Origin of the sequence: Shewanella sp. DC2-4 (genome assembly GCF_013248875.1) — a bacterium.
GTDB classification, from domain to species: Bacteria; Pseudomonadota; Gammaproteobacteria; order Enterobacterales; family Shewanellaceae; genus Shewanella; species Shewanella oncorhynchi.
Map to the genome: position 1 here is coordinate 685,296 of NZ_JABRVR010000002.1, position 24,629 is coordinate 709,924.

The 24,629-nt window shown below is 46.4% G+C and carries 25 protein-coding genes; 10 read left to right on the forward strand and 15 right to left on the reverse strand.

From position 1 onward, the window contains the following. Positions 1 to 32: 32 nt before the first annotated feature. From HQQ92_RS03615 to HQQ92_RS03650, 8 genes are all read left to right on the forward strand, one after another. Entirely contained in the window at positions 33 to 743 is a 711-nt protein-coding gene (locus HQQ92_RS03615) for a TetR/AcrR family transcriptional regulator (RefSeq protein WP_173243210.1), read from the forward strand. A gap of 72 nt (positions 744 to 815) precedes the next feature. Next, on the forward strand, positions 816 to 1,757 hold the full coding sequence (locus tag HQQ92_RS03620) for an iron chelate uptake ABC transporter family permease subunit (RefSeq protein ID WP_309247073.1): 942 nt from the start codon (positions 816 to 818) through the stop codon (positions 1,755 to 1,757). Next, positions 1,754 to 2,704 (forward strand): iron chelate uptake ABC transporter family permease subunit, encoded by a 951-nt coding sequence (locus HQQ92_RS03625; protein WP_014611500.1) that lies wholly within the window; start codon positions 1,754 to 1,756, stop codon positions 2,702 to 2,704. Before HQQ92_RS03620 ends, HQQ92_RS03625 begins: the two co-directional genes overlap by 4 nt. Beyond that, positions 2,701 to 3,483 carry an ABC transporter ATP-binding protein gene (locus HQQ92_RS03630; RefSeq protein WP_014611499.1) on the forward strand — a complete coding sequence of 261 codons (783 nt, stop codon included), beginning with the start codon at positions 2,701 to 2,703 and terminating at the stop codon, positions 3,481 to 3,483. Before HQQ92_RS03625 ends, HQQ92_RS03630 begins: the two co-directional genes overlap by 4 nt. Further along, on the forward strand, positions 3,480 to 4,481 hold the full coding sequence (locus HQQ92_RS03635) for a siderophore ABC transporter substrate-binding protein (protein ID WP_173243213.1): 1,002 nt from the start codon (positions 3,480 to 3,482) through the stop codon (positions 4,479 to 4,481). Before HQQ92_RS03630 ends, HQQ92_RS03635 begins: the two co-directional genes overlap by 4 nt. Before the next feature lie 154 nt (positions 4,482 to 4,635). After that, the gene (locus HQQ92_RS03640) at positions 4,636 to 4,926 is read left to right on the forward strand and encodes a DUF2607 family protein (protein WP_028761491.1); all 291 of its coding nucleotides are present in this window, start codon (positions 4,636 to 4,638) and stop codon (positions 4,924 to 4,926) included. 85 nt (positions 4,927 to 5,011) lie between these two features. Further along, positions 5,012 to 7,183: a TonB-dependent siderophore receptor gene (locus tag HQQ92_RS03645; RefSeq protein WP_173243216.1), complete on the forward strand. Its 2,172-nt coding sequence runs from the start codon at positions 5,012 to 5,014 to the stop codon at positions 7,181 to 7,183. After that, on the forward strand, positions 7,173 to 8,429 hold the full coding sequence (locus tag HQQ92_RS03650; protein WP_168822774.1) for a DUF1624 domain-containing protein: 1,257 nt from the start codon (positions 7,173 to 7,175) through the stop codon (positions 8,427 to 8,429). Before HQQ92_RS03645 ends, HQQ92_RS03650 begins: the two co-directional genes overlap by 11 nt. A 94-nt stretch (positions 8,430 to 8,523) precedes the next feature. On the opposite strand, the gene dpsA is transcribed toward HQQ92_RS03650, so the two are convergent. Then, complete coding sequence (gene dpsA / locus HQQ92_RS03655; RefSeq protein WP_028761488.1) at positions 8,524 to 8,991, reverse strand: DNA starvation/stationary phase protection protein DpsA; 468 nt, start codon at positions 8,989 to 8,991, stop codon at positions 8,524 to 8,526. A 243-nt stretch (positions 8,992 to 9,234) separates the two neighbouring features. Between dpsA and HQQ92_RS03660 the strand changes: the two genes are divergently transcribed. Beyond that, positions 9,235 to 9,600 (forward strand): hypothetical protein, encoded by a 366-nt coding sequence (locus HQQ92_RS03660; protein ID WP_173243221.1) that lies wholly within the window; start codon positions 9,235 to 9,237, stop codon positions 9,598 to 9,600. A 47-nt stretch (positions 9,601 to 9,647) separates the two neighbouring features. After that, the gene (locus HQQ92_RS03665) at positions 9,648 to 10,235 is read left to right on the forward strand and encodes a GNAT family N-acetyltransferase (protein ID WP_375539956.1); all 588 of its coding nucleotides are present in this window, start codon (positions 9,648 to 9,650) and stop codon (positions 10,233 to 10,235) included. A 176-nt stretch (positions 10,236 to 10,411) separates the two neighbouring features. Here HQQ92_RS03665 and lipA read toward each other — a convergent pair whose 3' ends face one another. From lipA to leuS, 14 genes are all read right to left on the reverse strand, one after another. Then, positions 10,412 to 11,377 carry a lipoyl synthase gene (gene lipA / locus HQQ92_RS03670; RefSeq protein WP_063883372.1) on the reverse strand — a complete coding sequence of 322 codons (966 nt, stop codon included), beginning with the start codon at positions 11,375 to 11,377 and terminating at the stop codon, positions 10,412 to 10,414. Continuing rightward, positions 11,374 to 12,027, reverse strand: a complete 654-nt coding sequence (gene lipB, locus HQQ92_RS03675) for a lipoyl(octanoyl) transferase LipB (RefSeq protein ID WP_173243224.1) — start codon at positions 12,025 to 12,027, stop codon at positions 11,374 to 11,376. Before lipB ends, lipA begins: the two co-directional genes overlap by 4 nt. A 93-nt stretch (positions 12,028 to 12,120) precedes the next feature. Next, positions 12,121 to 12,387 (reverse strand): DUF493 family protein YbeD, encoded by a 267-nt coding sequence (ybeD, locus tag HQQ92_RS03680; RefSeq protein ID WP_006082758.1) that lies wholly within the window; start codon positions 12,385 to 12,387, stop codon positions 12,121 to 12,123. A gap of 121 nt (positions 12,388 to 12,508) precedes the next feature. Continuing rightward, on the reverse strand, positions 12,509 to 13,684 hold the full coding sequence (locus HQQ92_RS03685; protein ID WP_028761483.1) for a serine hydrolase: 1,176 nt from the start codon (positions 13,682 to 13,684) through the stop codon (positions 12,509 to 12,511). A gap of 141 nt (positions 13,685 to 13,825) precedes the next feature. Next, positions 13,826 to 14,671 (reverse strand): septal ring lytic transglycosylase RlpA family protein, encoded by an 846-nt coding sequence (locus tag HQQ92_RS03690; RefSeq protein ID WP_131523223.1) that lies wholly within the window; start codon positions 14,669 to 14,671, stop codon positions 13,826 to 13,828. Continuing rightward, positions 14,655 to 15,731, reverse strand: coding sequence for a lytic murein transglycosylase B (gene mltB, locus HQQ92_RS03695; RefSeq protein ID WP_173243228.1), 1,077 nt, complete (start codon positions 15,729 to 15,731; stop codon positions 14,655 to 14,657). Before mltB ends, HQQ92_RS03690 begins: the two co-directional genes overlap by 17 nt. A gap of 16 nt (positions 15,732 to 15,747) precedes the next feature. Next, positions 15,748 to 16,854 (reverse strand): rod shape-determining protein RodA, encoded by a 1,107-nt coding sequence (rodA, locus tag HQQ92_RS03700; RefSeq protein ID WP_028761480.1) that lies wholly within the window; start codon positions 16,852 to 16,854, stop codon positions 15,748 to 15,750. Further along, positions 16,851 to 18,707, reverse strand: a complete 1,857-nt coding sequence (mrdA, locus tag HQQ92_RS03705; RefSeq protein WP_168822786.1) for a penicillin-binding protein 2 — start codon at positions 18,705 to 18,707, stop codon at positions 16,851 to 16,853. Before mrdA ends, rodA begins: the two co-directional genes overlap by 4 nt. 61 nt (positions 18,708 to 18,768) lie before the next feature. After that, a complete protein-coding gene (rlmH, locus tag HQQ92_RS03710) occupies positions 18,769 to 19,239 on the reverse strand; it encodes a 23S rRNA (pseudouridine(1915)-N(3))-methyltransferase RlmH (RefSeq protein ID WP_006082752.1) in 471 nt (156 codons plus the stop codon). Next, positions 19,239 to 19,568, reverse strand: coding sequence for a ribosome silencing factor (gene rsfS / locus HQQ92_RS03715; RefSeq protein ID WP_006082751.1), 330 nt, complete (start codon positions 19,566 to 19,568; stop codon positions 19,239 to 19,241). The genes rlmH and rsfS overlap by 1 nt, the downstream gene beginning before the upstream one ends. A gap of 107 nt (positions 19,569 to 19,675) precedes the next feature. Next, positions 19,676 to 20,326, reverse strand: a complete 651-nt coding sequence (gene nadD, locus HQQ92_RS03720; protein WP_173243231.1) for a nicotinate-nucleotide adenylyltransferase — start codon at positions 20,324 to 20,326, stop codon at positions 19,676 to 19,678. Positions 20,327 to 20,350: 24 nt separating this feature from the next. After that, positions 20,351 to 21,382 (reverse strand): DNA polymerase III subunit delta, encoded by a 1,032-nt coding sequence (gene holA / locus HQQ92_RS03725; protein WP_173243234.1) that lies wholly within the window; start codon positions 21,380 to 21,382, stop codon positions 20,351 to 20,353. Positions 21,383 to 21,399: 17 nt separating this feature from the next. Next, positions 21,400 to 21,894 (reverse strand): LPS assembly lipoprotein LptE, encoded by a 495-nt coding sequence (gene lptE / locus HQQ92_RS03730; protein WP_012089938.1) that lies wholly within the window; start codon positions 21,892 to 21,894, stop codon positions 21,400 to 21,402. Positions 21,895 to 21,994: 100 nt separating this feature from the next. Continuing rightward, complete coding sequence (gene leuS, locus HQQ92_RS03735) at positions 21,995 to 24,574, reverse strand: leucine--tRNA ligase (RefSeq protein WP_173248572.1); 2,580 nt, start codon at positions 24,572 to 24,574, stop codon at positions 21,995 to 21,997. Positions 24,575 to 24,629: the final 55 nt, after the last annotated feature.

Genomic DNA, 24,629 nt, shown 5'->3' on the forward strand with positions numbered 1-24,629 from the left:
AATGGCTTTTTTGCCTTGGAAACCTTATCGATATGACACAAGTACCGGAGCAACTTACTCAAAAACGCCAGCGTGGTAGACCAAGCCGTATTTCCCGTGAGGCTATCGCCAGAGCTGCGTTGGAGATTGGGGTTGATCAAGCGACCATCCCTGCTATAGCCGCGCATTTAAAGGTCGATCATTCTTCCCTCTACCATCACGTAGCAGGTCGGAATGATGTTATCTCCATTGCTGCTGAGCTTGCTATCAATGAGCTTGACTGGCGAGCGCCAGCGGCCACCGATTGGCGGAGCGAATTGATCATATTGACCGATGCCATTTGGGCACTGTATGAGCGTCATCCTGGCCTCGCTGAATCTATTCATCAGGCCAGTGTTACCCCGTCATCGGGTATACGTTCTTTTGCTGAATCGGTCGAAAAGCTGCAACGCAAAGGCTTCTCCCTCGATGAGGCAGTGCTTGCCGTTGATATCTTAGTTGACATGGTGGGGGAGTGCTTTTTGGGATGGTGGTCAACCACTAAACCAGAAGCAGATGGCCGGACACGTAAAGAGCGAATTATCGCAATTTGGGAAGATGAAGCCACCAAGCTCCCTGATAAAGCTGAGCAGATAAATGCGATGGTAGACATCATGAAGGTGGGCGCCCGCAAATGGTGGGAGCGAAAACGTGACTTAGTGTTAGCGGGGATTGCCGTTACCCATGCCCAAAAGGCTGGGGGATCCGATAAGGCTCAAACATAGCGCGTCGATATGAAAATTTCATAGCGGCTGCAGATTAGTACAAGATTTATTACGTATAGGAAGTATCAGTTTGTGAAGGTGGTTTATGCACTGACGTGCTTTTTTGTGCTTTGTTTTGCCTCATTGCTGCTAGGCGCAAAGTATGCATCTGTAACGCAGATGCTGACGTTATCGGATGATGTCTGGTTGGTGTTATCTGCGAGTCGTCTGCCGCGGCTCTTTGCCTTGATTTGCTCAGGTGTAGGGCTCGCTGTCTGTGGCGTGATATTGCAGCAGATTGTGCAAAACAAGTTTGTTGAACCTGCTACTTGTGGCGGGCTTGATGCCGCCAAACTAGGCCTATTAATTTCAATCATTCATGCCCCGAGTATGGGGGGCACCGCCAGAATGTTGGGGGCTTTGGTTTTTTGCCTGCTTGCGAGCTTAGCTTTTATTCTGATTATTCGTGGTATTCGGTATAAGAGTCCGGTGCTCATTCCAATTATTGGGATTATGTTTGGCAGTGTACTCAGTGCGATAGCGGAACTTTATGCTTATCAAAACAATATGATGCAGAGTATGCAGGGATGGATGTTGGGTGATTTTTCAAAAATCGTGCAGGGTAACTACGAAATCATCTATCTGATCCTTCCCGTAGTCATACTGACCTACCTTTATGCACAGCGCTTTACCATTGTAGGAATGGGCGAAGGCTTGACTACCACACTAGGCCTGAGTTATTTCAACCTAGTTATCTTAGGGTTAGTGCTGGTTTCCCTGACCATAGCGACCACAGTTATCACAGTCGGGAGCATTCCATTTATTGGTTTGATTATTCCTAATCTTGTCGCTATGCGTTACGGCGATAATTTAAAACGTACCTTGCCTATTATCGCCTTTGCTGGCGCAACACTACTGATTATCTGTGACTTGCTTGGTCGGCTTGTTTTGTATCCCTTCGAAATTCCTATAGGTCTAACAGCAAGCTGTTTAGGTGGACTCATATTTCTAGTTATCGTTTGGAAAATCAAATGAAAGACAGTGCATGGCGTTTTTTGAGCTGGGGGCTGCCTATTATGTTGGCAGTCACATTTTTATTGATGGGCTCAGGCTTTGATTTTGACTATGTCATACCGAATCGATTGGTGCGTTTGGGCACTATTTGCCTTGGTGGTGTCTGTATTGCGTTTTCTTCGATACTGTTTCAGACCTTAGCCGGAAATCGCATTTTAACGCCATCTATCATGGGGTATGAAGGGGTTTACTTGATTTTGCAGGCTCTGTTGATCCTTATCTTAGGGACGGGCAGCAGTATTCTGATCACCGCTAACAGCAATTTCTTTGTCTCAGTCGTGGTGATGTTGCTTTACTCAATGGCGATTCATCGTTGGCTATTTAGTGGGGATCGACATGATGTGTTCTTCCTACTGCTTGTGGGCTTAGTACTCACTGTGGTGTTAGGCAGTTTTACTCAGTTAATCCAATATTCTATCAGTCCTGGTGAATTTTCTATTTTCCAGAGCTACAGCTTAGCGTCGTTCAACCGCGCTCAACCAGAGCAATTGCTTATCTCTCTAGTACTTGTCAGTGCCGTGTGTATTGCCGCTTGGAGAGTGCGTGCTGTACTTGATGTATTACTGATGGGGCGGGAGCAAGCTATCTCTCTTGGTATTGATTATCAAAAAGTGGTGCGCCTGCTATTGGGTCTTATCGCGGTATTGGTCGCAATATCAACCAGTTTAGTGGGGCCGACTGCTTTTATGGGGATATTTGTCGCGAACATGGCCTATGCACTGGCAAGGCATCCGTCGCACTCATTTACTTTGATAACAGGATGCGCCGTTGCTATCTCGGTTTTTCTGATCGCGCAAATGCTCGTTGAGCATCTGTTTAATTATCAAACCAGTGTTGGGCTATTAATTAATCTATTTTGTGGCGCCTATTTCTTTGTCTTAATTCTTAAACCTCGGAGCGCAGTGTGATAACCGTCAATAACTTATATCAGTCTTATGGCGCGAAACCTGTGCTAAAAAATGTCACGGCACAATTTCCCGAACATCAGATGACTTCTCTCATCGGCCCTAACGGTGCCGGCAAAAGTACCTTACTGATGTCTATTGGTCGGTTACTGAATATCCAGCAGGGCGAGGTATTACTCAAAGGTACTGCTATCCACAATATTCCCTTGAAGGATTATGCCAAGCAAGTGGCAACCATGCGTCAGTTTAACAGCCTCAATTTACGCCTGACGGTCAGGGAGTTAGTGGCATTTGGTCGTTTTCCCTATAGCCAAGGGGCACTCACAAAGGAAGATCATCGCGCCATTGATGAAGCTCTGTCGTTTTTAGCTTTACAGTCATTAGCCAATGTATTTATTGATGAACTTAGCGGCGGACAACGCCAAATGGCTTTTCTGGCAATGGCGATTGCGCAGCAAACGGATTATTTATTGTTAGATGAACCGCTCAACAATCTGGATATGAAACATGCCGTTAGCATCATGCGGGCACTTCGCCATCTGTGTGACGATTACAAACGAACGGTAGTGTTAGTGGTTCACGATATCAATTTTGCGGCTAACTACTCCGACTATATTGTCGGTATGAAGCAAGGCGTTGTGCACTGCGCTGGACCCGTTGAAGAGGTCGTCACAGCACAAAGGTTAAAAGCACTGTACGAACTGGATCTTGAGGTGCTGAAAACGAACCAAGGAACAGTATGTAACTATTTCAACTTCAACTTACAAGGAGAATACAAGTGACGTCGAAATGTAGAAGTGGGACTAAAGTGATAGCGATTCTGTTATTTAGCTCGGCTTTTTTGCTGGCCTGCGATAATAAAACCGAATCAGTACAACTTGCATCATCGGATACGAGTGCTTCAACGGCTGAGTTGGATTTTGCCCCGATAGAGGTAGAGCATAAGCTGGGCACTACTGTTATTACAAAACGGCCAGTACGCGTTGCGGCCCTAGATATGAATGAAGTCGACTATCTCGAACAGTTGGGTATTCCCATTGTCGGTATGCCAAAGGATTTTGTTCCTTATTACCTGAAAGATTACAGCAACAATAGTGATATCGTTGATTTAGGTGCTATCGTTCAACCCAATATGGAACGTATTTATGCACTTAAACCCGATTTGGTGCTGATGTCATCCGTTCAAGCTAGTCATTATCAAGCGCTTTCCAATTTGGCACCAACCATTCATTTGGATATTGATTACCAAGACAGCAACAGCGATTACTTTGATATAGTCACAAAACACTTATTGATGCTGGGTAAATTATTCGATAAGCAAACCTTGGCAAAACATAAAGTGGATGAACTGGAAACTAAGATCCAAGCCGCCAGAATGGTCATTAAGGACAGGCCAGAAAAAGCATTGGTGGTGCTACATAATAATGGCGCTTTTCGATTTTTAGGTATTCGTTCACGCTATGGGTTCATTTACAGTGCGCTAGGGGTTAAACCCGCTAGCTTATCAGAGCAGATGGGATTGCACGGTCAACCTGTATCAAGCGAGTTTATTCTTGAAAACAATCCCGACATCATTTACGTGGTTGACAGAACCGCAGTGATGGAGCGAAGCCCAGTATTGGATAAACAGTCCATAGATAACCCTCTCTTGCGTGAGACCAATGCTTGGAAGACGGGGAATGTTATTTTTGTGGATCCAGAGGCTTGGTATATCACAGGTGCGGGCATAACATCCCTTAATATCATGATTGATGATGTGTTAAAGGGTTATGTAAAGTAGCAGGCTGCAAATAGTCTATGGACGGCATAGCTAATGACTCATGAGATAAGTTACCTCTTGTAACATTTAAGCCCTACGGCTTAGGTAAATCGGTTTGCAACTTTAGTAGTGCTTAACATACAATCGCCTGCCAAATTATCTGAGGAAGTAGGGTTTGAATAGTGTGATACAAACAAGACGCACCCTAGCAATATGGCTTGCAGCCATATTGGTGCTATTGTCTGTTGCCATTGCTGTTCACAGTGTTTCCCATGCTAGTGAAGACTCCAAGGCCAATTGTTCGCTGTGCTTACATCAGCACCAGTTGCAACATGCGCTAACCAGTACACCCTTTCATTTTCAACTCGCTCAGCAGGGTTATATCTCGGTTGAGTTTCAGGCCGTTTCCTTTAAGCGACCTTTTAGTCGTTTCTTCAATAGTCGTGCTCCGCCCATAACAGCATAAGTTACTGTTTATTCAATTTATCTTAATTAACTTTGAGCGCCTTGGCTTAGCTAAGGCGCCCATGCTGTTTATTTTCGGAGTGAAAATGACTTCTTTTTATGCCCCTAAGCGCACTGCGCTGTTGCTGGGCGCTTTGTTTGTGCTCAATCCTATTTCAATGTTGTTGGCCGCAGAAAGCAGCCAATCGAGTTCACAAGCTATTGATACTGTGAGTGACGCAGTGCTTGACACTGATATTGAACGTTTAAGTATCCACTATCGCCAAGCCTATCGTGGCAATGTGTCCTCAACTGAACTTCCCCAAGCGATCAGTGTGTTAGACGAGCAATTGATAAAAGATGCGGGGCTGACGCGGTTTCAAGATGTACTGGACTATTCTGCCAGTGTGGCGCGGCAAAATAATGGCGGCGGCTTATGGGATAGTTTTTCCCTACGAGGCTTTCCGGGCAACGAAAACATGCCATCGGGGTATTTAATCAATGGCTTTAATGGTGGCCGAGGTTTTAGTGGTCATAGAGATTTATCAAACGTTGCCTATGTCGAGATTTTAAAAGGCCCAGGTTCGGCACTTTATGGCCGCTCGGAACCCGGTGGCACAGTCAATATTGTGACTAAGAAACCTCAGTATCAAACCAGTGGTTATTTAAAAGCATCGGCTGGGAGTTTCGACCAATATCGGTTAGAAGGTGATGTGACCTCAGGTTTAACCGATAACTTGGCATTTCGGATTAATGGCGCTTGGCAGGAACACGATAGTTTTCGTGATTATGTGTTTAGCGATAAAAAAATCGTTACGCCGTCTATGCGTTGGCAGATTTCCGAAAAAGCTTCCTTGCTGTATGAAATGGAATACCTCAAGCAGGAACAGCTATTCGATCGCGGCATTATTGTGCTCAATAACGATATTAATACCGTACCACGCTCGCGTTATTTAGGTGAACCTAATGATGGCGCAACGGAGGTGAATGCCACAGGGCATCAGCTGACCTATGACTATGAATTAAATGATGATTGGTCATTAACTGCTGGCTATAACTATCGAGACTCTAGCTTGAAGGGGTATTCGTCTGATGCCGAGTTAGCAAAGGGGCGGCAATCGCTATTTGATGATGATCGCACGCTGACTAGGCAGCACAGATATCGTGACTACGCCTCTGAGGATAATTCGCTGCGTCTAGAGTTAAGTGGTCATGTGGATACGGGTTTTATTCGTCATAATTTACTGCTCGGTGCCGATGCCTATCACTACAATTTGAAGACAGGACTGTATCGTTATCGGGGCAAAAAAGGTGAATACGCCATCGATATCTATGCCCCTCAATACGGTGGGCTTCAGCCAGAGGTGAGTTTGTTGTATGAGAATAACGAGACTCAAAAGGCGTGGGGGACCTATCTGCAAGATCAAATGGATTTAACTGAAAAGTGGAAGTTGCACCTTGGGCTAAGGTTCGATAGTTATCAGCAAGATATCAGTGAAGTCGCGAAAGATACTCTGTCAGAGCAAACCGATAGTCGAGTCAGCCCCAAGGTGGGTCTGGTGTATTTATGGTCCGATGCCTTAAGTTTCTATAGCTCTTATTCTGAAGGCTTTTTACCGCTTTCTGGAACTGACTTTGCGGGTAAGCCCTTCGAAGCGGAAGAGAGTCAGTCGGTTGAACTGGGGATGAAGTTTAATGGTACTTGGTTAAACGATCTTCCTATAAACGGTAGTTTAGCCGTGTTCGATGCCAAAAAGAGCAATATCTTGACCTCAGATCCTATCAATGTTGGTTTTTCTGCCACCTTAGGTAAAGCTAAAAGTAGCGGGGTTGAACTCGATTTAGCCGCCGAACTGACGGAGGATTTACAAGCAAAATTATCCTATGCCTATCTTAATACCCGTACCGCCAATGACAGCTTGAATCCTGATTGGGGCGTGCTCATTCCTGCAGGCAGTCCACTGGTGAATGTGCCAAAGCATACCGCGAGTGTGATTCTGAAACAGGATTTGAATAGGCTTTCTATTGATGGTCATCTAGGGCTTAGCTGGCGTTATGTGGATTCGCGTCTCGGTGATTCTGCCGATCCGAGTTTTCAATTGCCTTCTTATCAGTTAGTTGGGTTGTTTATGAACACCCACTTAAGCGACAACTTAAGCCTTGGAGTGAATCTGGATAACTTACTGGATGAACATTACATCGCGAGTAGCTATTCCGCTCTTTGGGCCGTGCCGGGTGAGCCACGTAGCATTAAAGTGAGTGTTAGCTATGAATTCTAATATCAGCGCTAACCCAGCGTTATCTTCAGGTTTTGCTGAGCAAGAACTGGGTCGTTCTATTGGCCGCACCCGGATTAATAGTATCGATATGATGCGCGGCATGGTGATGCTTATCATGTTACTCGACCATGTGCGGGAGCGGTTTTTCTTTCACATGCAGGTGAGCGATCCTATGGATTTGAGTTCGACCTCTTGGGGGCTTTTTGTGAGTCGCTTTGCCGCCCATTTTTGTGCGCCGGTCTTTGTGTTCTTAACCGGGGTTTCTGCATGGCTTTATGCCAATCGTAGCCATGGCGAGCCACGTTCAGCACGTATGTTTTTGATTAAACGCGGGCTGTTTTTAATCGCGCTGGAAATTTTAGTGATTAACTTCTCTAACCTCTCTTGGATGGTCAGCTATTACACCCTTTGGTTGCAGGTGATTTGGGTGATTGGTCTGAGTATGTTAGCGCTCGCTGCGCTGATAAACCTGCCTAGACCTTGGATGGCCCTTTTAGGATTTGCGATTGTTTTTGGCCATAATCTGTTGACGCCAATTGGTTTTCAGCCCAATGAGTGGGCTTACGGTCTGTGGACCATATTGCACGACCGCGGTTATCTCGTCAGCGAAGGTGCGCTTAGGGTTAAGGTGAGTTATCCCGTGCTGCCTTGGATTGGGGTGATTTTACTGGGTTATGTTGCAGGGCCTCTTTTTAGTAATAAACCGAACGGAAGCCATCTTGATACATTGGCTCGCCAGCAAAAGCTGCTGTTTTTAGGGATCAGCTGTTGGGTACTTTTTGCGGTACTACGTGGGTTTAACCTTTATGGCGAAACCTTGCCTTGGCAGTCGGGGGCACATTTGGGTGAAACCTTAATGTCGGTATTCAATTTAACGAAATACCCGCCATCATTAAGCTTTTTACTGGTGACCTTAGGCGGCATGTTTTTTTGCTTAGTGGCCTTTGAGCGGTATTTTGCATCAAGTGGGAAAGTGGGTGGGAGATTAGCGCGAGTGGGCCATGGGTTGTCTGTGTTTGGCTCAGTCCCTATGTTCTTCTATATCTTACATTTGTACGTGCTGTTACTGCTTTATACTTTAGCGAAATTCATCTTTGGCGCAAACCATGGTGAGTACTTTGGCGTGAGCAATATAGGATGGGTTTGGTTTATCGCGGGCGTGTTAGCCATCGCATTGTATTATCCCGTTAAGCGATTTAGCGAGTATAAAAAACACAGCACTCAGGCTTGGATTAAGTACCTCTAATCTATTCTGTTTGATCAAGCTTTAAAGGCAAAAGTCGCCAAGTGTTTACTTGGCGACTTTTTTGCTTTGGTCAGAGCAATAATCTATTTAGCAATTATTCTGCGAGTAAGCTGCGTAGCATCCAGGCATTTTTCTCATGCAGTTGGATGCGCTGGGTGAGTAAGTCCGCAGTCGCCTCATCATTCGCTTGATTTACCAGCGGATACAAGGCTCTGGCATTGCGGATTACTAGCTCCTGATCGCTTAATAGTTCGCGGATCATGGTTTCGGCTTGAGTGACACCTTGATCTTCTTTTATCTCGGTTAGCGCGGCATAGGCTGAATATGAGCCGAGTGCTCTGGCGCCTAATGCACGTACACGCTCTGCGATAAGGTCGACCGCAAGGGCAAGTTCGGTATACTGCTGTTCAAATAGCAAGTGTAAGCTAGTGAACATTGGGCCAGTAACGTTCCAGTGAAAGCTATGGGTCTTAAGGTAAAGACTGTAGCTGTCAGCCAATAGTTGGTTTAGCCCTGCGGCGATTTCTTCTCTGTGAGCTTGATTGATACCTATGTTAATCATGGCGTTTTCCTTCTATTGTCTTACTGAGTGTGTTTAGTCTAATCTTCTGATATTAAATGTAAAATGAGTAAATTAGATTTTGTAAATCTATAAATTCGATTGAACTTCCGAGTGTTAAATCTCGTAAGCGATAAAGCCAGATATCATCTCCTTTCGCCGTGCTGCAGTAACAATGCCATGGCAGAACTGCTATCCTAGCGGCATATTGTGAGTCGATACTTTAATTGAATAAAACTGACCTTAATGAATAAATCAGCCTATTTAACCGCCATGAATGTGACAACTTGGCGAGTGCGCGACACTAAGGTGAAACCTTATTTAGTGATTTGGGATGAAAACGGTGAGTTACCAGAAGCAGAGCCGCTTATTGACGCTGTGCTAAAGCTTATCGACATAAAGCGTGACGAATGTGATTTTGACTGTGAGCCCCATACGGGTAAACAGATCGTTTGGGATCTGCGACGTCACAAAGTTAGGCCACGTACCGCATGGTTAGTGTCTGAGCCGTTGGCCGATTTATTGGTGGGTTGGCAGGCTAAAAGCGCGCTCTGGCAGCAGATTTACCAATGGCGCGACCAAGTTAGCGGCCAAGCGCCAAGCAAGTCTTAAGCTCTACTCGTAAATACATTAATAACCAATACTTTGGAATACCGGCGTTGAACATCCCACCAGTAGATAGTCTATTCACAACACCATTCGCAGCACAATTGACAGCAGGTTTGCCTGTTGAGCTTGTGGCTCTCACGCTTGAAGATGTTCCCCAAATGGCGCAGCTTGAATCCTTGGCCCATAGCCATCCCATGAGTGAGGGGAATCTTGCCGATTGTTTTGGTCACTTGTACCGTGTCCTAGGTTTAAAGTTGAGTGCTCACTTAGAGGTAGATGTAAATACTGAGGCAAATATTGACGTCGTTTCGGATTCAGATACTTATCACGTCGAAGGACTCTTAGGGTTTGCGATAGTGCAGCAAATTATCGATGAAGTGACTTTATTGGATATTTGCCTATTACCGAGTCAGCAGGGCAAAGGTTACGGCAAGTTATTACTTAAGGCTGTGATGATATCGGCCAAGGTATCGGGCGCTGTGGTGCTTATGTTAGAAGTGCGAGAGTCTAATCTCGGCGCCCGTGCTTTATATCAAAAGGCTGGCTTTATTGAATCGGGACGTCGCAAAGGTTACTACCCGATAGAGGGCGGTAAAGAAGATGCTATCTTGATGGATTTAGCGATAACCCAAGAATAAGCAGAGCATTAGCGTTCATGTCGTATAACGACAGCTATACGAACCACTCTTCATAAACAACAGTCATAAATAACAGTCATAAAAACAGCCAATAAAAAACAGCGCCTAAGCGCTGTTTTTCTATTTTAATAACCTTGAAATCTACATCACCTAAGCTCTGTATCTAAGCAAGAAGGTTATTTCACTTCTTTACCTTGGGCTTGCAGGTCCGCATGGTAGCTTGAGCGCACTAATGGGCCACAGGCTGCATGGGTAAAACCTAACTCATCGGCTAAGGCTTTAAGCTCATCAAATTCCGCTGGCGGCACATAACGTTCAACCGGTAAGTGGAACTTAGACGGCTGTAGGTATTGGCCTAAGGTCAGCATTTCAACGTTGTGGGCGCGCAAGTCACGTAATACTTGAGCGATTTCTTCGTTGGTCTCACCCAATCCCATCATCAGGCCTGATTTAGTCGGCACATTGGGATGACGTTCTTTAAAGCGTTTGAGCAGATCGAGCGACCATTGGTAATTCGCACCTGGGCGCGCTTTACGATAATGCATGGGCGCCGTTTCTAAGTTGTGGTTAAACACATCAGGCGGCTCAGTCGATAAAATATCTAAGGCAGCATCGATACGACCACGGAAATCAGGCACTAAGGTTTCGATCTTGATGTCAGGATTTAGTTTGCGGATCTCACGGATACAATCGGCAAAATGCTGGGCGCCACCATCACGTAAATCGTCACGATCTACAGAGGTAATCACCACATATTTTAGCTTCATATCGCGGATAGTTTGCGCCAATTTAACTGGCTCTTCAGCATCAGGCTTAAGCGGACGACCATGGGCCACGTCGCAGAATGGGCAACGACGAGTACAAATCGCACCCAAAATCATAAAGGTTGCTGTGCCGTGGTTGAAGCATTCAGCGAGGTTAGGGCAAGAGGCTTCTTCACAGACAGAGTGCAGGCCATTTTTACGCAGCGCTTGCTTGATGTCTAAAATGCGTTGATTCGATGCCGGCAGTTTAACCCGTAACCAATCGGGTTTACGCAACATAGTGTCGCGCTCTGATGGGACGATTTTGACCGGAATACGAGACACTTTATCGGCATCTCTTAGTTTTACTCCGGGTTGTAAACGTTCAGGCCTATTCATGACGCTGCTAATCCTTGATGATGAACTAGGTGTTGATAGCCCAGTAATTGGCTAAAAGTAATAGTAAGTTGCTCGCCCGCTTCAATCACGGTTTGTGGTCCGCCAAGTGCTTTGCATTGCACCATTTCAAGACCGGCATAACCACAAGGGTTGATGCGGCGAAATGGTGCTAAATCCATATCGACATTAAGGGCTAATCCATGGAATGAACAGCCTTTACGGATGCGTAATCCGAGGGAGGCAATTTTACGTTCATCCACATATACGCCCGGCGCATCGGCCTTGGCATAAGCGTTAATTTCGTACTTGGCGAGCATATCGACAATGCTTTGCTCTATATGAGTAACGAGTTGACGCACGCCGACTTTACTACGTTTTATGTCGAGAAGAGGGTATACCACTAGTTGTCCAGGGCCGTGGTAAGTGACTTGGCCACCACGGTCCACTTGGATCACAGGAATATCGCCAGCATTCAAAATATGCTCGCTTTTACCAGCTTGGCCTTGGGTAAACACGGGTGGGTGTTCTACTATCCACAGCTCATCTGGGCTCTCACTATTACGCGTGTCAGTGTAGTGCTGCATAGCATGCCACACTGATTCGTAATCTTGTTTTCCAAGATGCCGAATGTGCAAAGTCGTGTCTTGCAAGGGCAACCTCTCCCCTTAGAATTGAGTGGCGCTATTATACGCCTCTTGACCATAAATGTAAGACAGATCACATTTCATGGCCTTGAGGAATATTTATAGTACGCGGCGTACGCCTTCGATGGCGGCAAGTTCAGTGTACAAAATTTCGATATGGTCTTTGCTGGTCACTGTCACGCGGATAGTAATGGAGTGATAGCTACCTTTGCTCGACGTTTTTGTCGAAGGTGAATAATCACCCGGTGCATGTTTTTGTACCACAGCCACGACTTTGTCAGTTAGCGTTTCGTGGGCTTCACCGACGACCTTAAAAGGAAATGCGCAAGGGAAATCCATCAGTTCATCAAATTTAGTGTCTAACATACTCAGTACTCTTAGCGGCTATATTGGGATATATATGGTGGCGATTATACCCGATTCAAGGGCGATGCACTCCCCAAAAAAATAAAGCCACCCTAAGGTGGCTTTATTTATGGGACTTAGCTTAGCTAAACCATCCAGAAAACATCTGCTTAAAGTAATCGACTAATTTACTAAACCAGCTACCTTCGTTGACTTCTTGCAAGGTCACCAGCGGGAACTGGGCAATGTCTTTACCATCAAGTTGGAAGAATAGACGGCCTACAGTTTCACCTTTTTTCAACGGTGCATCTAATGGCTTAGTCAACTCGAAGTTTGCTTTCAAGTCTTTACCACGGCCACGGCTGATTGTAATAGGTGTATCAGTTGCGACGCCTAAATCAACAGTGCTCTTGTCACCGTACCATATTTGTTGGGTTGTGAAGCTATCACCCGCTTTGTAAGGCGTGACAGTTTCAAAGAAACGGAAGCCATAGGTCAGTAACTTTTTACTTTCAGCTTTACGGGCTGATTCACTTTGAGTACCCAGAACCACAGAAATCAAACGCATGCCGTCTTTGGTTGCAGATGCGACTAAGTTGTAACCTGCACCAGAGGTGTGGCCTGTCTTGATACCGTCCACGCTCATGCTGTTATCCCACAACAAACCATTACGGTTATATTGTTTGATACCGTTGAAGGTATAAAATTTTTCGCTATAGATGCGGTATTCTTCTGGAACGTCGCGGATTAAGGCTGCACCTAACAATGCCATATCATAGGCAGTTGTTTTGTGGTTTTCTGAGTCTAATCCATGGGAGTTTTCGAAGTAGCTATCACGCATACCCAGCTGTTTTGTCCATGAGTTCATCATGTCAACGAAGGCGCCTTCGGTGCCAGCGATATGCTCTGCCATAGCCACACACGCATCGTTACCCGATTGGATGATGATACCGCGGTTTAAATCCCCGACTTTAACGGTAGTACCGACTTCAATGAACATCTTCGAGGAGTCAGAGAAGTTTTTAGACCAGGCATTTTTACTGATAGTCACATCATCATCGACCGAGACATTGCCCGCTTTGATTTCTTGACCTATGACATAGCTGGTCATCATTTTAGTTAGGCTGGCTGGGTTAAGGCTTTCATAAGCGTTACTCTCAGCGATAATCTGGCCCGAATTATAATCCATCAAGACGAAAGCCTTGGCGGCCACTGCTGGTGCATCAGGTGTAATAATAGGCTGCGCAGCATAAACGGGGAGAGACACACTGGAAATTAGCAGCAATGTTTTAATGGGACTTTTTACAAAATTCATCATTAACTTGGCACGTCTTTTGGTTGTATTAAATGGAAAGGATTCGAGAAGATCTCCAACAGTGTACCACTTTCTGACTGTGGGTTTTAGTGAAGGTTCCTTCATATCTATTTTTAAATCAATTCTGGTCCGAGCAAACAGTCATTACTCATGGACTATATAGCCCTCAGGAAAGCCATTTTGCTGGACGTTATTGAGCAGTTTGTCTGCTAATTCAGGTTGGCCTATGGGGCCGAGCTGTAGTCTAAACATATTGTTTGCGGCTTGTACACGGGTCTTTACCTGATATTTTCGCTCCAGATTTTTCGCCATGGTATTGAGTTTGGCTTTATCTTTCGATGCGACTAACTGAATGTAATGATTACCTGTATCTTGCGCGCTGGCAATAGCCGAATTAGTGGCCGCGACACTGCCGACATACACCACATCGAGTTTGATCCGCGCGGTTCCTTTGCCGAGCATGCCGAGTTTATAGGCGGCGGCGTAGGAGACGTCGAGAATACGGTCTGAGTGGAATGGCCCGCGATCGTTGATACGAATGATCACTTGCTTATTGTTATCTAAGTTAGTGATCCGAGCATAACTTGGCAGTGGCAGCGTTTTATGGGCACCTGACATGGAATACATGTCATAGGGTTCGCCATTGGATGTCTCATAGCCATGAAATTTTTCACCGTACCATGAGGCACGGCCCGTTTCACTAAAACCTTGGCCTGTGTTCATCACCGTGTAAGACTCGCCGTAAACCGTATAAGGCTTGTTACCGCGGCGACTATAGGGCTCGTACTTAGGCGTGGCATTTGGCACATGATCCACATTGGGTGGATTGAGTGGCAGCTTGTCATTCTTTAGCGAATAGCGCCCCTTGTTGGGGTCCATATTTTTTTTGTTTGTGCTGGAGCTAGCTTGGTTTGGGCTCGAAGAACACGCAACAAGTGTGAAGCACGCAACCAAAGCGACAAGCTGTAAAAGATTATTTTTTAGCGGCATGCTGTTCCTTTAATTGTTGGCTAAATTGATAAACGGCCATTGAATACAAAGGACTGCGATTATAGCGAGTGATTACATAAAAATTGTTTAAGCCAAGCCAATAATCATCGTGATCGGCTTGTTCCAGTTTAATGAGTAAGGCTTTTTGCGAGATATCCAAGTCCCTCGCATCAGCCAGGGACAAGGTTGGCGTTAGAATATTGGCGACTTTATAATTGAGCTTTTCGCCTGCCCATACTTTCGCTTTTGGTGCTGTTTGGCTGCTATTGACCAGCGGTAAAGCAACTGGAGCATTGGCTTGCCAACCGTGTTCATGGAAATAATTGGCAACACTGCCAATCGCATCCTCTGGGCTTTGCAATAAATCGCGGTTACCACTGTTATCGAAATCGACGGCGTAATGGCGGTAACTTGAGGGAATAAACTGCCCATAACCCATGGCACCCGCATAGGAGCCTTTGAGGGTATTGATATCTAAGTGTTCTTCTTTGACTAATTTCATCAACTCACCAAATTCCTTGCGGAAAAAGGTGGCGCGAGGCGGATAGTGAAAACCTAAGGTATAGAGGGAATCAATCACAGGGTAATTACCAGTGAACTGCCCGTAGAAGGTTTCAATCCCAATAATGGCAACGATAATCTGTGGGTCGACTTGGTACTTAGCTGCGGCTTTAGCAATGGTTTTCTCGTGTTTTTTCCAAAAAGCGAGCCCTGCATCAAGACGTTTTTCTGTTAAAAAAATCGGGTAATACACATGCCAAGGTTTTGCTTCCCATGGACGGGTCATCGCATCGATAACCCCTTGGTTGTATTTTGCTTTGTCGAGAAAAGCGAGCACTTCGGTCCGAGTAAAACCTTGTTTTACTTGAGTTTGGATAAACTCTTCTTTGAGTTCAGCGGGAGTTGCGGGTACTAATACTTTATCCACTGCGGGAGCCACTGGGGTGCTTGAAGCGGGTGCCTGCGCGGGTGTCGGTTCATTTGCCGTGGTGCATGCGACTAAGTATGAACTTAAACACAGTAAACCGAGTGGAGCCAAATAAGCTCGGAGAGTAGGCATAAAAAAGTCCCTAAAATTATCTATCTACGAAACGTCTATGGGTATGAATGCTCATAAGAATGCCAAACCCTGTCATCAATGTCAGCATGGAGGTTCCACCATAACTGACAAGGGGCAGTGGTACACCTACCACGGGCAGGATACCTGAAACCATGCCAATATTCACAAAAACATAAACGAAAAACGTCAGCGTGATACTGCCAGCCAGTAGACGAGCGAAACTGGTTTGTGCGCGGGAGGCGATGACTAAGCCACGGCCTATGATGTAAAGGTACATAATTAACAGTAAGATACTGCCAATTAAACCAAATTCTTCACCGATCACCGCAAAGATAAAATCGGTATGACGTTCAGGGATAAATTCAAGCTGTGATTGAGTGCCTTCGAGCCAACCTTTGCCCCAAAGTCCACCTGAGCCGATGGCGATTTTCGACTGGATAATGTGATAACCCGCGCCGAGGGGATCTTGTTCAGGATCGAGCAGGGTTAATACCCGCGTTCTTTGGTAATCGTGCATCAAGAAATACCAAAGGATAGGCAGGAAGGCGAGTACTGCCGCGATAAAACTGCCAACAATGATCCAGCTCATACCCGATAAAAACAGCACAAAAATCCCCGATGCGGCCACCAAAATTGAGGTGCCTAAGTCGGGTTGTTTAGCGATCAATAGGGTTGGTACGAGTAAAATCACTCCTGCGCCAGCGAGGTAACGTTTCTTGGGGGGAAGAGGGAACTTACTGATATACCAAGCCATTGTGATGGGGAAGGCGAGTTTAATAAGCTCTGAGGGTTGGAACTCCATAAAGCCTAAGTTCAACCAGCGCTGCGCGCCTTTATTGATTTCACCGAAAAAGTGTACCCCAAGCAGCAAGACAACCCCCGCAAGATAAATGGGTAATGCCCAACGTTTAAGCGCTTCAGGATTGATTTGTGCCATGGTAAACATGATGCCTAGCGACAACACCATACGGAATAGTTGTCGTTCCATCATCTCTAAATCTGCACCGCTGGCAGAATAGATGACAAACAGGCCAAAGCCCATCACAGCTAATAGTCCGAGCAATAAAGGCAAGTCTATGTGCAAGCGTTGCCAGATGTTTTGATATTGGCTATGGGTACTCATGGTATGGGTTTCCAAGTATCTCTAAGCATATATTCATCGAGCATAGCTCGAGCGACTGGGCCAGCATTTGCGCCGCCCCAACCTGCGTTTTCCATCACGACGGCGAGGACAATTTTAGGATCCTCGAAGGGTGCATAGGCCACAACTAAGGCATTATCGCGGAAATGTTCGGCAATTTTACTGGCATCGTATTTAGTATTTTCCGCCACGCCGATGACCTGTGCAGTACCGGTTTTCATTGCGGCAGTGTAAGTGGCATCGGTAAAGCGTGACTTATTTGCGGTTTGTCGCATAGCTTCGTTGATGATATTCCAGTTACGGGGATTTTTAAGTTCAATTGGTGGTAACTCATTAATCGGTGAGTCAATTTTGGCAGTATTGTCTTTAATTGATCTCAGCAGATGTGGCGGGAGACGGCGGCCTTTGTTGGCCATAATCCCAACGGCATTAGCGAGTTGTAATGGCGTTGCCGTCCAATAACCTTGTCCAATACCGACGGAAATGGTGTCGCCTATATACCAAGCTTGATTGTACTTTAAACGTTTCCATTCCTTGGATGGCATGTTGCCAGCCGATTCTTCAAAGATATCAATCCCTGTATTTTGGCCAAAGCCAAATTGTTCCATAAAGCGGGCGATATGATCGACACCGACCTTATAGGCTAACTCATAGAAAAAGGTATCGCAGGATTCTACAATCGCGCTATAAACGTTGACCCAGCCATGTCCCCAGCGTTTCCAGTCGCGGTATTTACGTTCAACACCAGGAATTTGCCAAAAACCGGGATCCCACACTCGGGTACTCTCGCTAATGGCTTTCTCATCAAGGCCTAACAGTGCGAGGTGAGGCTTGATGGTAGACGCAGGTGCATATTGACCTTGAGTCGCGCGATTGATCAAAGGGCGTGATTTATCATTGAGTAACGCACTGTAATCTTTACTATTAATGCCTTGTACAAACTGGTTTGGATCATAGCTTGGGCTCGATACCATAGCTAATACTCCACCGTCACGGGGATCGATGGCAACAATAGAACCGCGCAGACCTGTGAGTAGTTCCACCGCTTTTTGTTGCAGCTTGAGATCTAAGGTGAGGTAAATATCTTGCCCCGGCTCTGGCGGCACAATTTTTAAGGTGCGAATGGCGCGGCCGCGGTTGTTCACTTCTTCTTCTAAGTGTCCGGGTTTGCCATGCAGCAAAGATTCATAAAATTTTTCAATGCCTTGCTTACCAATGTCTTTGGTTGCCGCATAGTTTTTCCACAGATCGCTGCGTTCAAGTTGGGCGCGATCTCGGGTGTTAATTTTGCCTACATAGCCCAGCACATGGGTGATTTGCGCGCCGTAGGGATAGTTACGTTTAAGACCCGCTTCGACTGAAATACCCGGAAATCTGTGTTGGTTAACACTAAAAATGGCCACTTGCTCTTCGGTGAGCTGGTTTTTCAGTGTTAGCGGTTTGAAACGGCGATGAAATTTCAGGGCGTCAGTAAAGGTTTCGCGCTCATCATCACTGATCTCAATTAACTTGCCGAGTTCATCTAAGGTCTCTGACATGTTACTGATTTTTTCGGGCACGAGATCGAGGGAATAAAAGGGTAAATTTTCAGCTAAAAGTATACCGTTGCGATCGTAAATGAGACCACGACTAGGGGCAATTGGAACAACACGGATGCGATTATCATTTGAGCGAGTTGCATAATCTTTATAGGATTCAACCTGTAAATGATAAAGGTTGGTGACTAATACGCTAAATAGAGCGAAAACGCAAAAAAAAGTGAAAAGCGCCCTGCGCTTAAAAAGAGACGCCTCGGCGGCGTGATCATGCATTGTTATCCGCTTTTTTGGCGACACTTATGCTATCTCCGGCTGATCCCATGACGGGTGGTTGACACTCGTTAACATCAAGATCCCGCTATTCTCTATGGTAGGGGTGATTCGTGTTCACGCTCCACGCGCGGTACAAACTTTCGGCAACCACCACCCGTACGAGTGGGTGAGGTAAGGTTAATGCCGAAAGACACCAACTTTGGTTTGCCGCTTCTTTGCAAGCTGGCGCTAATCCTTCAGGTCCACCAATCAGTAAACTGACGTCGCGACCATCGAGTTGCCATTTAGTCAGTGCGGTTGCTAGCTCGGGGGTCGTCCAGTTTTTGCCAGGGAGATCTAAGCTAACAATATGATTGCCTTTGGGAATGGCCGCCAACATTTGTTCGCCTTCTTTTTGAAGTATCCGGACAATGTCGGCATTTTTCCCCCGCTTTCCAGCGGGTATTTCGATAAGCTCCAGCGCCATATCACGGGGAAAACGGCGCTGGTATTCTTCGAAACCACGGGTAACCCAATCGGGCATCCGTGTTCCTACTGCGATGAGCTGTAACTTCATCAGTCTTGCTTTTCTGACCAGAGCTTTTCAAGCTGGTAGAAATCACGGGTTTGATCTTGCATAACGTGCAGGATCACATCGCCCATGTCCACAAGAACCCATTCGCTGCTTTCGCGGCCTTCAACACCTAAAGGTGGAATACCGGCTTTTTTCGCTTCAACCACAAGGTTTTCGGCGATAGCTTTAACGTGAGTCTTTGATGTACCTGAACATATGACCATGTAGTCAGTGATGTTAGATTGCTTGCTGACATCCAGAACAACAACGTCTCTGGCTTTCAAGTCGTCGATCTTGTCGACAACAAACTGTTTTAATTCCGCGCTCTGCACGCTGGCGTACCTCATTAATTTTAAATAGCGCGGTAGTATACCAGTGTTGCTGCTGGGAATACATTGTCATTGGCAGTTGAGTTGGCGATATCTGCTTACGGTTCGAGCTAAGGTAAGTAAAGTCGTTGATTTTTGATGTAATCTAGCGTGACTGGCATGAGTAAATCGGCGGGAATTTCGCCTTTTGCCAGTTGTTCACGGATTTGAGTTGAAGAAATATCCTGTGGTGTAATCGCTACAGGGAAAATCTGCCCACAGTTTTTATGGACACAGCTAGTACGACCTTCGTCTGTCCCTTGGGGCGCTTGACTGCGGGCCGTCAATACCTGCTGCATAGGATGTTCTGCATCGAGCTGCCAACCCGGGCGCTGGCAGACAACGAGATGGGCAAAGTCGAATAGGCGTTGCCACTCATACCAGCTTTTTAATTGGAGGAAAGAGTCCATCCCCATGATAAAAAACAGCTCGTCTTCCGGATGTAAGGCTTTCAGTTGCTCAAGCGTCACAACTGTGTAGGAAGGCGTGTCGCGTTTAGCTTCGATGTCGCACAGTGCAAATCCGTCGAGTTGCTGACAGACATCAGCTACCATTTTGAGGCGCTGTGTTGTGGTTAAGTTCGGCTGCTGTTTATGGGGCGGAATATGGTTCGGCATCAGCAGGATTTTATCCAAGGCTAATGCTTGCTTCACTTCAATTGCAGGACGGATATGACCATAGTGTATCGGGTCAAAGGTGCCGCCTAAAATACCAATACGCATATCAACTCTTTGGTTAATCAATGATTAGTCTATGGCTATATGTGCTAGGTGCCGATGGGCTCTAGGATCAAATAACAGACACAGGTGGCTCAGACCAGTCCAATCCTCTTTCCCCTGTTGCTTTAAGTTGAGCTCAAGTTTCGAGGCGAGGGCGAGCATATGTTCGAGTTGTTCAAGGCTGAGTCGTTGCAGCGCCGCTTGATACAGTGGTTTACGTTTATCCCAAATTCGATGTTTACCCCAGAGTGCACTGAGCGCAACGCCTTGGGCTTGCTCGCATTTCAAATTGAATAACAAACCGAGTTCTTTAAACAAGGCCCACAGCAGGATAGGTAAGGCAGTGCCTTCGCCATTGAGCTGGGCTAGCATGTGCTGCGCGCTATCCTGTTTATTATTCAGCAATGCATCCGTGAGTTGGAATACGGTGAAGCGCGACTGATCTTCAAAATAGTGGCCCAGTTCGTCGGCACTGACGGGGTTTGCTGGGCTCAGGAGTTGCAGCAATTGCATGGCTTGATCGGCGGCCAGTAAATTCCCTTCATACAGAGAATGCAGCATAGCACGGGCATCAGGCTGCAGATTGAGCTTAAAGTGCTTGATGCGGCCATCGAGCCAGCGCATAAACTGCTCGCCCTCTGGCGTAGCGCAGGGCAGATACATGCCATGGGCATCTAAGGTCTTAAACCATTTACTGTTGGTTTGCTCTGTGGCGAGCTTTGGCCCTTCGATAATCAACAGCATATCGGGATTGGGCGTCTGCAATAGTGCTTGCAGTGTGCTTGAGCCTTCGGCACCGGGCTTAGCTTGGGGAAGGGTTAGCTCAATCAAGCGTTTACTGGAAAACAGGCTCATGGCCTGCCATTCCTGAGTCAGATCGTTCCAATTAAAGCCCGTCTCTTGAATGAGTTGGACTTTTTCATCGAATCCCTGACGCTTGGCGAATTGGCGGATCTGATCTTTGGTGGTTTCAATCAACCAAGGATCATCCCCAAAAATCAGATAACAAGGAAATAACTGGTTAAGGTGGCGGGAGAGTTGGTCTGGATAGACTCTCATTTAATGATAGCCCCGCATTAATTCACCTCAGTACTGGCCATTGCTTGCAGAATACGATCGGCAGCTTGGATACGCATTTCCTTCGTCAGCAATTCCATTTCACGGCTCTTTGCCAATGCGGTACGTGGATCGTCTAAGTAGTCGCGGCGAATTTCAACCTTGAAAGGCTGCGCTTCCTTGCCCGGCAATGCCACAGCAAATTCGACTAAATAAATCAGCTCATACTCGGCGACGTTACCTGTGGGGTACAAAGATAAGGTCGAGCGTTCAAGGGAGTCGGTGATTAATCTTAATACTGGAACATTATCTGCGGCGTCGACAACTTGGATATTGTTCAAGCGCAGGCGTTCACGCACCAAACGAGTGAGTTCACTGTATTCATCCACACTGCTCAAACTCAAATGATTGAGGGCATCAGGGATCTGATAACTGCGTTGAAGCTTAAAACCGCAACCAGCGCTGGTCATAATGACTAGTGCCATGATTGCGAAGCATATGCGTTTGATTAGCATAGATTTCGCGGTTTCCTATTCGTGGTATACCCTACAGGCTTGAAGTTGCAGCTATGCTGCAACTTCATTGGCTTTGAGTATAGCGAGTTATTAGCAGCCGTTAATTGGCCACTATGCTGAGCAGTTTGCCCGGCACATAGATCACTTTACGTACTGTTAGGCCGTCTAGGTATTTGATCACGTGTTCATCACTCATGCCTAAGGCTTCTACTGATTCTTTATCAGCGTCGGCAGCTACTGTGATTTTTGCGCGAACTTTACCGTTGACTTGCACAACGATGAGCTTGCTGTCTTCAACTAGCGCAGCTTCATCAACGATTGGCCATTGGCTGTCTTCGATGTTGCTTGCATTACCTAACTCGTTCCACAGGTTAAAGCTCACATGCGGAATGATAGGGTACAGCAAACGTACTATGGCGGATAAGGCTTCGCCGATAATGGCGTTGTCTTGGCCTGTGGTTTGTGGTGCTTTTTGCAGATGGTTCATCAGTTCCATCACGGCGGCAACCGCAGTGTTGAACATCTGACGGCGGCCGATATCGTCGGTCACTTTCGCGATCGTCTTGTGGACTTCACGGCGCAGCGCTTTTTGATCGGCAGTTAACTTGCTGACATCTAAGGCTTCGCTGTTATCTTGGTTCACATGCTCGTTTGCAAGCTTCCACAGACGTTTAATGAAGCGGTGTGCGCCTTCAACGCCAGACTCTTGCCATTCCAGAGTTAATTCTGGTGGTGAGGCGAACATCATAAATAGGCGAACCGTATCTGCGCCGTATTTTTCGACCATGACTTGAGGATCGATACCATTGTTTTTCGACTTAGACATCTTGCACATGCCGGTATAAACCAGCTCGTTGCCGTCTTTGTCGATAGCCTTAGTAATACGGCCCTTGTCGTCTTTTTCTGTGGTTGCTACATCTAAAGGAGAAACCCATACACGGGCGCCTTTTTCGTTGATGTAGTAGAAAGCATCGGCCAACACCATGCCTTGGGTCAGCAGTTGTTTGGCTGGCTCGTTAGAGTTAACCAGACCTGCATCACGCAGCAACTTGTGGAAGAAGCGGAAATATAACAAATGCATACAAGCGTGTTCGATACCGCCAATGTATTGATCCACAGGTAGCCAGTAGTTGGCTTTAGCGGGATCTAACATTTCGTCTGCATGCGGGCTGCAGTAACGGGCGTAATACCAAGAGGATTCCATAAAGGTATCGAAGGTATCGGTTTCGCGCAGCGCATCTTGACCGTTGACTTGGGTTTTCGCCCATTCTTTATCGGCCTTGATTGGGCTTTGAATACCGTCCATCACGACATCTTCTGGCAGCAATACTGGCAGTTGATCCGCTGGCGTTGGGATCACAGTGCCGTCGGCTAAGGTCACCATAGGAATAGGTGCGCCCCAGTAACGCTGACGTGAAACACCCCAATCGCGCAGGCGATAGTTGACTTGGCGCTTGCCTTTACCTTCGGCGACTAACTTGTTAGCGATGGCATTAAAGCCTGCTTCAAAGTCTAAACCGTCGAACTCACCCGAGTTAAATAGTACACCTTTTTCGGTATAAGCGGCTTCGCTAATGTCCACTTCGCTATCAACAGGCTTGATCACAGCCTCAATTGCTAGACCGTATTTTTTTGCAAATTCAAAGTCACGTTGGTCGTGCCCTGGAACTGACATTACGGCACCTGTGCCATAGTTCATCAACACAAAGTTAGCAGCCCAAATCGGGACTTGCTTACCAGTGATAGGATGAATGGCGAAAAGCCCTGTGGCCACTCCGCGTTTTTCCATGGTCGCGAGTTCAGCTTCAGATGTCGTGCTGTTTTTGCACTCATCGATAAAGGCGGCAAGCTCAGTATTGGTTTGCGCGGCGATTTCAGCTAATGGATGACCTGCGGCAATCGCCACATAGGTCACGCCCATTAAGGTATCTGGACGCGTGGTATAGATATCGAAGCTTTTATCGTGACCTGCGACGCCGAAGGTCATTTCTACACCTTCGCTGCGACCAATCCAGTTGCGCTGCATGGTCTTAACCTGTTCAGGCCAGCCATCTAAGGTATCGATATCGTTTAACAATTCTTCTGCATAGGCAGTGATCTTAATAAACCACTGTGGAATTTCTTTTTGTTCCACAGGGGTATCACAGCGCCAGCAGCAACCGTCTTGAACTTGCTCGTTCGCCAGTACGGTTTCATCGTTTGGACACCAGTTGACTGAAGCTGTCTTTTTATAGACTAGGCCTTTCTCGTACAACTTAGTGAAGAACCATTGTTCCCAGCGATAATATTCAGGGGTACAAGTGGCGATTTCACGGCTCCAATCGTAACCAAAACCCAGCAATTTCAGCTGGTTCTTCATGTATTCTATGTTTTCATAGGTCCATGGTGCAGGCGCAGTCTTGTTGTTAATTGCGGCATTTTCTGCGGGCAAACCAAAGGAGTCCCAACCAATAGGCTGGAGCACGTTTTTGCCTTGAAGACGTTGAAAGCGTGCAACTACGTCACCTATGGTATAGTTGCGTACGTGTCCCATGTGGAGTCTGCCAGAAGGGTACGGAAACATCGAAAGGCAATAAAACTTTTCTTTGTTTGCGTCTTCAGTGACTTCGAAGGTTTTGTTGTCATGCCAGTGCTTTTGCACTAAGGCTTCAATTTCTGAGGGATTATATTGCTCTTGCATCACTCTATTTCCGGCAGTGCCGCCTATTATTGGATCTAACGCCATATCAGCGCGA